Origin of the sequence: Rhizobium atlanticum (assembly GCF_030182485.1) — a bacterium.
Lineage (GTDB): Bacteria > Pseudomonadota > Alphaproteobacteria > Rhizobiales > Rhizobiaceae > Rhizobium.
In genome coordinates, this window is the sequence record NZ_JAQJCJ010000017.1 from 158,796 (window position 1) to 168,736 (window position 9,941).

The window sequence follows — 9,941 nt, forward strand, 5'->3', positions numbered from 1 at the left end:
CAGGTCACCTGCGCCCGCAGAAGGATTCTTCGGGTGTTCGAAATCTCATCGCTGAAAGTCGACAGGTCTATGGAACCGTATAATCTATAAAATCTGTAGACAATAATTTCTAATTTTGCCTGTGTTCCTGAAACAGCCGTCTTCGATTTCCTCGCCGGGAGGGAGGCTGGCGGTCGCTGGCATTTCTTCGTATCTTCCGCCGGCAACATGGGCTCGCGGAGGAAACATCGTGCTCGAGGCCGTGTATCGGCAAACCCGAAAGGAAAATCGATGGCAACAGTCAAACTCCTGTCGGACCAAGAGGCCGCAGCCATTCCAGCCGTGCAAGCGGTGTTCGACGACATCAGGGCGACTCGCAAGACCGATTTCATCAACAATTTCTGGCGTGCACTTGCAAACGATCCGGCAAATCTCAAGCGGGTATGGGAGACGCTCAAATCGGTCATGACCGTCGAAGGCGCGATTGATCCGTTGACACGGGAGATGATCTACATCGCCGTGTCGACGGCCAATGCCTGCCAGTATTGCATTCAATCCCACACCGCAGCTGCCCGAGCCCGCGGCATGACCGATGCCCAACATGGCGAACTCCTGACGATCATCGGCCTTGCCGCGCAGACAAATCATCTCGCTCTCGCCATGCAGGTTCCCCCAGATCCGGAATTCGAGGTGCGATAGGAAACGACGCGCGTGACTTCGCGACTACGGCATCGACGCACAGAACCTGCCTCTTAGAGCGCCTTCAGCACGATGCGATTACCCCCCGCTGAAAACGCTCACATGTGCCTTTGACAGGATAACAAGATCGTCCGGTTTGACGTTGAGATAGTTGCGCCGCGTGCCGCAGACGGCTCCTCCGTCGGCAAAAATCTCTAAGATGCCCTTGTCGTGGATGACTCTCAGATCAGTCGCATCGGCAATGGCCGCGGCGTAACGGATCGATCCGTCGTCTTGCGGCAGCTGCACGAAGATACTTTGATCTTCCACCACGATGGAAAATGACAATTGTCCGGCTTCGGTCGCAGTGATCCTTGTTCCGTCGAGCATCCCGTTCAATCGGATATCGATCGACGATTCGTCCAGAACATATCTGCCGGGCTCTGCGGAAGACAGAGGGGCATGAGTGAGGGCCGCCTCCACTTCTTCAGCGGGTCTCATACATATCCTGTTGCGCGCATCCAGCGACAGCTGGCGGGGTAAGGACAACTCGCCGGAATAGGGCGAGCCGGCAGGTTTGCGGAACTCCCAATTGAAAAGCCACGCAAAGGCAATCTGCCTCCCACCCGTCGCGAAACTCTGCATCGCATAATAGTCGCTACCGAAGTCGAGGAGTTGCAGCGCATCGGAGTCCGGAATGAAGCGGTCATCGACGAAATCTCCGACGAGCCCATAGAGCAGGTTGTGGCGCCCGCTGTCAGGATCACAGTGTCCGACAAGTCCCATGATCAGCACCCATTTGCCGTCGATGGGGAAAAAGTCGGGGCATTCAACTGCTCTGGCGCCCTGCTCGCGGAAGAAGGGCGGTGCACGGTACAGCGGTCCAAGGTATTTCCACTCCAGCAGATTCTCCGAACCGTAAAGCAACACTGCCGGGTCGCCATGAATAGAGGCGCCGAGCACCATGCGATAAGCGCCGGAGTCTCCGTCCCACCACACCTTTGGATCGCGGAAGTCGTGCTGGACTCCTTCGGGGCGCTGCTCGAGCACGGTCGAGATGCTTTCCGCCTTGATCATCCGCCGGTCCGGCCGGGCGATCTTCTGTATTTCTCGAATTGAAAAGGTCATAGGCGGGCAGGCGTTCTGTATAGAAGAACATCAGGCTGCCATCCCTGTCCTGAAATGCATTGCCGGAGAATGCGCCTCCGGTCGCACCGAGACGCCAGAGGTTCTGCTCCGGATGGAGAAAAACAGGCATGTGTGTCCAGCTGAACAGGTCAGGGCTAGTAGCATGCCCCCAGTGCATTGGCCCCCAGTCGCCGCCGCATGGATGGAATTGATAAAACAGGTGCCAGCACTCGCCGATCCTGCAGAGACCCACGGGATCGTTCATCCAGTTGCGACAAGGAGAAAAATGAAGTCGAGGCCGCTGAGGATCGCCTCGCAGCCATGAGCCAATTTCCTTTCCTGCGCGAATTAGAATTTCATCCGTGCTGAATTCCCATAGCTTTATGCCGGCCTCCGCAACGGTTGCCGGATCGTAGGAGTAGGCCCAGAGGAATGCTTCCGGCTGATCCCATTCAACGACAACGCTGCCGGCCTCGCGGTGGTGATAGGCATAGTATGATGGATGAGCTTCGAAAGCGGGCACATGCCAGAGGGTCTCACCATCTTGCGAAATACTGACGGCCCCGGGGCCAACGGCCCAGAATTCCAAACGCTCGCCCGAAACAAAAGAGACAGTCGCTTTAGCCATTTGGAGACGCAATCTGAGTGTAGAACGGCCGGTCCGAAGACTGACCCAGGTTTTTCTTGGAAGAGGACTTGTGGTCCCACGACCGGCGGGAGAGGCCTGGCGGCTGCGGTCTATTGCCCAGGAGCCGGAGTGCCCCTGAATGCATTTACCGTTCGGTCCATCACCACTTGTTCGACGTTTCCGCAGTCCAGGACCGTATTCCCCACCGAGTTCCTTTGCACCAGCACGGTCGTTACGTCGCGCGAAGTCGAATTCCCGATTGAAAGCAATGCGCTCACTTGTGTTGAAAAACAGGCGCTGTTTGGCGCATCGCTCCCGGCTTTTTGAGGTATTTCGGTGGTGGCCACAATGTGGTTGTTGGCTATGTAGTTTCCACTGCCGGAAACTACATTGATCATGACAGGTTTTGCTGCGGGAGGCTTGATATATTGGGTGTCAATGGTGTGCGAAATATGGTTCGCGATCAGCGAATTGTTGCTGCCGTCAATCTGCAGAAGCCCAAACAGATCATCCAAGCCATTGTCGTACTTCTGCATCGGCGCCCATGGCTCGCGATCTCGCAGAAAGTGATTTGAGGAGACCAAATTCTCGCAGCAGTTAGCAGCAAACACCAACATTCCGGGATAGAAGGAATGGAACCTATTTCCCGTGACCGAGGAACGCACCACGCCGGAGAAATGGAGACTGCTTGCTCCTCGCGGAAATACGTTGTTCGAGGATACCAGAATGCCCGCGTAATTCTCGGCGTAAATTGAGTGTCCCCTATATCCGGCGCCCACAAAATTATTTGCTATTCTTGAGGCCTGCCCCATACCTTTCAGCTCGATACAGTTGCCGCACTCTGCGATGAAATTATTATCTATCGCGAGCGCATCTGCATCATGAACAGTGACTCCATGCTCCAGGTAGATAAGGCCCATACCGGTTATTCGAAATGAGTCATTGGCGCTGCCTACATAGATTCCCGTTTTGCCATTCCTGTATGTGTTTTCTGCGTCGTCTTGCCCCGAACCATCATCGATGAAGTGCAAGCCATCGATGCAAAAGTCAGCAAACTCCACAGAGCTTACACGAGGATTTCCATTGCGCTTGACATAAAACGCGGCACCAGCAGCCTCAACGTCTGTGGCCTCTGGAGAAATGTCCACAAGGATTCGACTTCCGCCCGGCCACACCTCGTGCCAGTGGGTCAACTCGCCTGCTGGTGTGTTGAAGCGGATGCTCGACGACGTAAAACCATGCCCAGAGCCAACGATCTTCAGATAGCTCACGTCTATAACGACTTGAGTGACAAGACGATAATCGCCTGGCGGTATATAGATAACTGATCCAGGTTTTCCGCCGTCATTTGCATCGACTACCGCTTGCCTGTTCTTGATATCCGCAATGATGTTATTGATGACGGCGCCAATATCCTCACGGGGATTGCCTGATGGATACTTCGTAACGTCGTAACAGTTTTCGCTAATCATTATCATCTCCGCGGACAGCGAGGGTTAATCTTGTCTTTTGGCTGTGCCATCACCAGATGCTGGTACGGGTGCCCGGGTCAAAGAAGTGAAGTTCTTCGGCATCGACAGCGATGCGCGCGATGTCACCTGCTCGCACTGTGCTCTTAGGGGAAAAACGGGCTACAGCAGCTTTTTCGTCGCCGATGTCGGCGATGGCGTCCGGGTCGCCAGCATCCACCCAGGGTGCATCGATATTCAGATGCACCATGGATTCAGAACCCAGCGCCTCAACAAGAGTGACCGGGGCCGAGATCTCGGCCGAAGAAGGCCGGATTGAAGCGTCATTCATGTGCTCCGGCCGGATGCCGAGAAGGATTTGACGGTGAGACGCACCGTTGAGCGAGGGACGGCATTCGAAAACCCGGTCAGGAATTTCGAAACTGTTGCTGCCCAGGATCACCGTCCTTCCATTCAGGACGGCCTCGTACAAGTTCATCGAGGGCGATCCGATAAAGGCCGCAACAAAGACGTTGTCGGGGCGACTGTACAGGTTCTGCGGTGTGTCGACTTGCTGCAACACGCCGCTCTTCATGACAGCGACACGGTCGCCCATCGTCATTGCCTCGACCTGATCGTGAGTGACGTAGATCGTGGTGACGTTGAGTTTTCTCTGGAGGCTGGCAATCTCGGCGCGCATCTGCACACGCAGTTTTGCATCGAGATTGGACAGGGGTTCATCCATCAGGAAGGCGGACGGCTGGCGGACGATCGCCCGACCCATGGCGACGCGCTGCCGCTGGCCGCCCGAGAGCAGCGCCGGTTTGCGGTCGAGCAGAGCCGTCAGTTCGAGGATGCGCGCGGCCTCGTCCACGCGGCTGGCAATGTCGGATTTTGGCAACCCCGCCATCAGCAATGGAAAGGCGATGTTTTCGCGCACGGTCTTGTGCGGGTACAGCGCGTAAGACTGAAAGACCATGGCGATGTCGCGATCCTTGGGATCGACATGGTTGACGATCCTGTCCCCGATCCTGAGTTCGCCGCTCGAAATGCTCTCAAGGCCGGCGATCATCCGAAGCGCCGTCGATTTCCCGCATCCCGAGGGACCGACAAACACCATGAACTCACCATCCCTGATGTTGAAACTCAGGTCGTGTAGCGCATGAAAGCTGTTGCCGTAGATCTTGTTGACGTTGCGCAGTTCTATACCGGCCATGTCCTAGCCTCCCTCATCCTTTTACAGCGCCGAAAGTCAGGCCGCCGACGATCTGCTTTTGAAGTGCGAGCGTTACGATGATGACGGGCAGTGAATAGAGCACGGCTGCCGCCGTCATCGCTCCCCAGGCCAGGCCATAGACCGAGTTGTATTCAGCAATGACGATCGGTGCCGTTTTGGTCGACTCTGACGTCAGCAGCAGTGCATAGAGGAACTCGTTCCAGCTCGTGATGAAGGTAAAGAGCGCGGTAACGGCGATTCCGCCCGTCATGATCGGAAGAATAACCTTCAGAAAGGCCTGGAAACGGGTCCAGCCGTCCATGCGCGCCGCCTCTTCCAAATCCTTCGGAACGCCTTCGAAGAAGGCTGCCATGAGAAGAAGCGCAAGAGGTACCGCGGCTGATGTGTGGGCGAGCACCAGACCGGGAACGGTATCCAGCAGACCGAGCGACTTCAGAAGCTGAAACAATGGCACGCCGAGCGACACCGAGGGCACCATGCGCGTGACCAGCGCGAAAAGCAGGAACAGGGTGGTGATCCGGCGCCTATAGTGGGTCGCGACATAGGCGGCCGGAACCGCCACAGCGAGGGAAAGGATGGTTGTCAGCACCGCCACTACCAGCGAGCTTGCGAAGGCCCGCGGCAGGGTCGACGATTGCAGGACATCGCGAAAATTCTCGAAAGAGATCACGACGGGAAAGAAGCTCGGCGGAATCTGCTGGACATCCGCTGCCGGCTTGATCGACGTCATGAGCAGATAGACGTAAGGCAGCGCATAGGACAGGACGAGGACGAACGCGGCGGCATTGATCACGATGCCGTTGAAATTGAGGCGGCGCGCACTACGCATGGACCGGCCTCCATATCTTCCAATAGGCAGCAGCAGCCAGAGCCATCATGACGATCAGAAACAGCGTGCCGGAGGCCGAGGCCTCGCCGAGATCGCCGAAGCGCACCATGCGCTGATAGATGTTCATCGAAAACACTTCAGAAGCGTGGTTGGGGCCACCCTGCGTCTGAATCCAGATGAGGTCGAAGGTCTTGGCCGCATCCACCCCACGCACGATGACGACGACGGCGATCACCGGGCGCATCAGTGGCAGCGTGACATGCCAGAAGCGCTTGAACGCGTTCGCGCCGTCGATCCGCGCGGCCTCGAGCAGGTCTTTGGGAATGTTTGTCAATCCGGCATAGGAGACGAGGGCGACAAAGGATGTCGTCAGCCAGATATCGGCGAAAGAGACGGAATAGATGACGATATCTTCGTCGGACAACCAGGCAATCGCATCGGGATCGCTGATGACGCCCAGATGGAGGAGCCCGTAGTTCAAGATGCCGATGTTCCCGACCAGGAGAAAGCGCCACAAGAGGCCGGCGACAATGGGCGGCACCATTAATGGCAGCGTGAAGATCGTGCGGTGCCAGCGCGATTGACCGGGGAGCGCCGTGAACAGCAGCGCGGCGCAGAAACCGAAGGTAAATTCGAAGAACAGCGCAAAGATCGAATACTGGATTGTTCTGAATGCGCTTTCCGCGACACGCTTCGAGGTTAGCGCGTCGATATAGTTCTTGAGCCCGATCCATTCTCGTATGTGGGGAGTAATGGTGTCGACCTTAAAAAAGGAATCGAACACCAAAAGCCCTACCGGGTATGCGACTAGCAAGCCAAGGATGGCGAGGGCTGGCGCAAGCATGCACAGCACGAATCGGTCTTCACCCGACATGGCGCTCTCCGAAAGCTGATGATGCGAGGAGGACCACCCGTCCTCCTCGCCGCCGAGGGACTAGTCGAGGATGTCTTGGATCGTTTCCTTGGCGTCCGTCAGGACCTTGCCGACATCCGCTTTGCATGTCAGGGCCTGCTGCACAGCTGGCAGAACCGCTTCGTCGACAATTTCCTGATATTTTTCGTTCATCGGACGGCCTTGCGTCGCAGGAGCGCCCAACGTCTCAAGCAGCGGCGTGAAATGCTCATAACCGGGCTTGCTGGCATAGCCATTATAGGCCGAATTCGTGGCAGCCAATCCAAGCGGCGCTTCGATACCGAGAGCATTGTTAGCGATTGCGAAGGCTATGAACTTCTTGGCCGCGTCCTTGTGCTGGGAGGTCGACGGAACGACATTGTACCAAGGACCCGGAATTGCCGCGATTCCTGCATCGCCGGCCAGCATCGGGGCGACGCCGACCTTTCCGCTGACCTTGGAATCGGCGGGCGTCATCTTGTAGGCGTGCGCCCAGAATTTCATCATCGCCGTCTTGCCTTGATAGAACAGGTTCTGAGCTTCGCCCCAGCCAATCTCGTTGACGTTTTCGGGCACGGAATGATCGATGCAGTGAGGCGCGATGTAGAATTCGAGCGCCTTCCTATGCGCTTCGTTGTCGATGATCACCTTCCCATCCTTGTCGAGGATCACACCTGGCGAGCCCGCCTGAAGCACATGTGCCATCCACTCTTCGGAGAAGCTGCCGATGGTGTCGGTGCCCCAAAAGTCAGTCTTGCCGTCACCATCGGTGTCTCGGGTGAAGAATGTTGCGATGTCGCGCCATTGCTGCCAAGTCTTCGGCGGGGCGAGGGGATAACCATATTTTGCCTGGAATGCTTTCTGTTCTTCCGGCTTGTCGAAGAGGTCCTTGCGATAAAAAACAATTTCGGCATTGGCCCAAGCAGGCATGCCGATCAGTTTGTCGCCGATCTTCGCGTCGGCAAGCAAGGCAGGCGGCAGGTCCTTGCGAACCGCGTCGGTGAAGAGCGGCGCGAGGTCTTCGACATGGCTTGCGAATTTCGCGTTCCACACGACGTCGATCGTTACCACATCGAACGCCGATGAGCCGGAGGCGATTTCGGCGGAAAATTTGTCGAAGACGCCCTGATAGGGAACGACGGTGAAGTCCACCTTGATACCGGTCTCGGCGGTAAACTTCTCCGCGGCTGCCTTCTGCAGCATTTCGCCGCCGCCTTCCACGAGGACATTGATGGTTTCGGCCTTGACGGAGGCCGCAATGCAAACGAACGCGAGCGCGCTGGCGCCAAGCAGTTTTTTCATGAATTCCTCCCTTGTTCCGCCGGAAGCACTTGCCTCGGGCAGTTCCATTGTTGGGACCATAGGCGTGTTATGACGACGTTGTCAATTGCATTGTCGACGTTGTCAGAAAAATATGTCGACGTTGTCATGCGTGTAGTTTACAACAGACCCGCATCAGGAGAATTAGCGGACATGGTGAGCATCGTCAGCGTCGCGAAAGCGGCCGGGGTTTCGAATAAAACAGTCTCTCGCGTCATCAATGGCGAGCCCTACGTGACTGAGGAAACCCGGGAGAGGGTGGAAAAAGCCATTCGAGACCTCGGCTATATCCCGAATATGGCGGCGCGCCTCATACGATCCAGCCGTTCCAACACCTTTGGGATTATCACCGATTATGTTTCCACGACGCCTTATTCGGTCGATATTGTCCGCGGAATTCAAGACTGGGCCAATGCGAATGGGAAAACCATCCTGATAGCCAACACCGGTGGTTCTTCCGAGCGAGAGGTGGAAATCTGGAAAATGTTCCAGTCCCACCGCATTGATGGAGTCTTGTATGTAACCATGTACCGCCGCATTGTGGATCCGGAGAACGGCGATGTCAGCATTCCGACAGTGATGATAAACTGTCGGCCGCAAACAAGGGAGCTCCTGCCGTCCATCGAGCCCGATGATTATCAGGGCGCGCGAGACCTTACCCGGTACCTCCTTGAACGGGGTCATCGCAGAATCGGCTACATCCGGCTCAATCCGATCCTATTGGGAGCCGAACTGCGCCTGGAGGCATTTCGCCGAACGACAAGCGAATTCGGTCTCACAGAGAACGACCTCTCGATCAGCCTTGGCATGGATGGACCTGTGGGGGCAGAAAACAACTACGTCTTTGCGGCAGCGACCGAAATGCTCAAACAAGACGACCGTCCGACCGCGATCATGAGCGGCAACGACGAAATGGCGATTCAAATCTACATTGCCGCCATGGCACTGGGCTTGCGAATTCCACAAGACGTCAGCATCGTCGGCTTTGACGATTTTCGAACAGTCACCATGGCGCTAAAGCCAGAGCTGACCACAGCGGCGTTGCCATACTACGATCTCGGCCGAGAGGGTGCGAAGTGGCTGAACGATTTGATAGCGGGCGAGAAGATTTATCCGGGCAGTCGGGTTGTCTCTTGCAAACTGGTTGAACGTAGCTCTGCCGCCTTTGGCCCTCATTAGGCGTCGAGAGTCTCTACTGCCTGCCTCGAACGATCACGTCCGGTTTGAGCCTTGCCTTCGACAAAACGATCCGCTGCAGATCTCGCTCGTTCATTGGAATTAGTCCCATTCGCAATCTCCCACGTCATCAATGCGGGGCGAGTGACATTCCAACTTTGCAGAAACGGGACACTTCAACTTTGAACCCACCCCCGGTGGAGAAGCTAACCCAAGTGCATCATGCCTGTTTTGCAGGATAGGGGATCACCCATCTTCGCGCAAATGCGCCATAAATACCTCGGTCGGTGTCCTGTATCCGAGGCATTTGCGCGGCTGATCGTTGATATGGCGCGTCAGGTTGAGAAGGTCGTGTTGCGACACAACTGCCAAGTCTGTGGTGCCTGGCGGAAACGTCGAATGCGCTTGTTGGTGTTCTCGACGGTTCCTTTTTGCCAAGGCGCACTTGGGTCGCAAAACCAACTATGCGCACCGATCCCTTCTTCCAAAGCCCTGAATCCGGCAAACTCGGTACCGCGATCAAAGGTGAAGCTTTGACGCGCGAAGGCCGGCAAAGGCGAAAACGCTCTGATGATCTTGTCCATGATCGGGCGCGAGTGCCGGCTCGGATTCTTGATGAGAACGGT

Annotated in this window: 7 protein-coding genes and 2 pseudogenes; 2 read left to right on the plus strand and 7 right to left on the minus strand. The window is 56.3% G+C overall.

From position 1 onward, the window contains the following. The first annotated feature begins 270 nt into the window (after positions 1–270). Positions 271–678, plus strand: a complete 408-nt coding sequence (locus PH551_RS23695; protein WP_011428207.1) for a carboxymuconolactone decarboxylase family protein — start codon at positions 271–273, stop codon at positions 676–678. Between the two features lie 78 nt (positions 679–756). Here PH551_RS23695 and PH551_RS23700 read toward each other — a convergent pair. From PH551_RS23700 to PH551_RS23725, 6 genes and pseudogenes are all read right to left on the minus strand, one after another. Further along, a pseudogene (locus PH551_RS23700) lies at positions 757–2,413 on the minus strand (glycoside hydrolase family protein). A gap of 110 nt (positions 2,414–2,523) precedes the next feature. Then, entirely contained in the window at positions 2,524–3,885 is a 1,362-nt protein-coding gene (locus PH551_RS23705) for a NosD domain-containing protein (protein WP_285195272.1), read from the minus strand. A 49-nt stretch (positions 3,886–3,934) separates the two neighbouring features. Next, positions 3,935–5,077 (minus strand): ABC transporter ATP-binding protein, encoded by a 1,143-nt coding sequence (locus PH551_RS23710; RefSeq protein ID WP_285195273.1) that lies wholly within the window; start codon positions 5,075–5,077, stop codon positions 3,935–3,937. A 13-nt stretch (positions 5,078–5,090) separates the two neighbouring features. Further along, on the minus strand, positions 5,091–5,927 hold the full coding sequence (locus PH551_RS23715; RefSeq protein ID WP_285195274.1) for a carbohydrate ABC transporter permease: 837 nt from the start codon (positions 5,925–5,927) through the stop codon (positions 5,091–5,093). After that, complete coding sequence (locus PH551_RS23720) at positions 5,920–6,801, minus strand: carbohydrate ABC transporter permease (RefSeq protein WP_085781152.1); 882 nt, start codon at positions 6,799–6,801, stop codon at positions 5,920–5,922. The genes PH551_RS23715 and PH551_RS23720 overlap by 8 nt, the downstream gene beginning before the upstream one ends. Before the next feature lie 60 nt (positions 6,802–6,861). Then, entirely contained in the window at positions 6,862–8,121 is a 1,260-nt protein-coding gene (locus PH551_RS23725) for an ABC transporter substrate-binding protein (RefSeq protein ID WP_085781153.1), read from the minus strand. Between the two features lie 171 nt (positions 8,122–8,292). Here PH551_RS23725 and PH551_RS23730 point away from each other — a divergent pair, with 171 nt between their 5' ends. Beyond that, on the plus strand, positions 8,293–9,318 hold the full coding sequence (locus PH551_RS23730; RefSeq protein ID WP_285195275.1) for a LacI family DNA-binding transcriptional regulator: 1,026 nt from the start codon (positions 8,293–8,295) through the stop codon (positions 9,316–9,318). Positions 9,319–9,561: 243 nt separating this feature from the next. On the opposite strand, the pseudogene PH551_RS23735 reads toward PH551_RS23730, so the two are convergent. Continuing rightward, positions 9,562–9,941: pseudogene (locus PH551_RS23735) on the minus strand (IS30 family transposase); the annotation flags it as partial.

Coding starts and splice junctions, on each gene's coding strand:
- PH551_RS23695 (WP_011428207.1), top strand. CDS start 271: ATGGCAACAGTCAAACTCCTGTCGGACCAAGAGGCCGCAGCCATTCCA.
- PH551_RS23705 (WP_285195272.1), bottom strand. CDS start 3,885: ATGATTAGCGAAAACTGTTACGACGTTACGAAGTATCCATCAGGCAAT.
- PH551_RS23710 (WP_285195273.1), bottom strand. CDS start 5,077: ATGGCCGGTATAGAACTGCGCAACGTCAACAAGATCTACGGCAACAGC.
- PH551_RS23715 (WP_285195274.1), bottom strand. CDS start 5,927: ATGCGTAGTGCGCGCCGCCTCAATTTCAACGGCATCGTGATCAATGCC.
- PH551_RS23720 (WP_085781152.1), bottom strand. CDS start 6,801: ATGTCGGGTGAAGACCGATTCGTGCTGTGCATGCTTGCGCCAGCCCTC.
- PH551_RS23725 (WP_085781153.1), bottom strand. CDS start 8,121: ATGAAAAAACTGCTTGGCGCCAGCGCGCTCGCGTTCGTTTGCATTGCG.
- PH551_RS23730 (WP_285195275.1), top strand. CDS start 8,293: ATGGTGAGCATCGTCAGCGTCGCGAAAGCGGCCGGGGTTTCGAATAAA.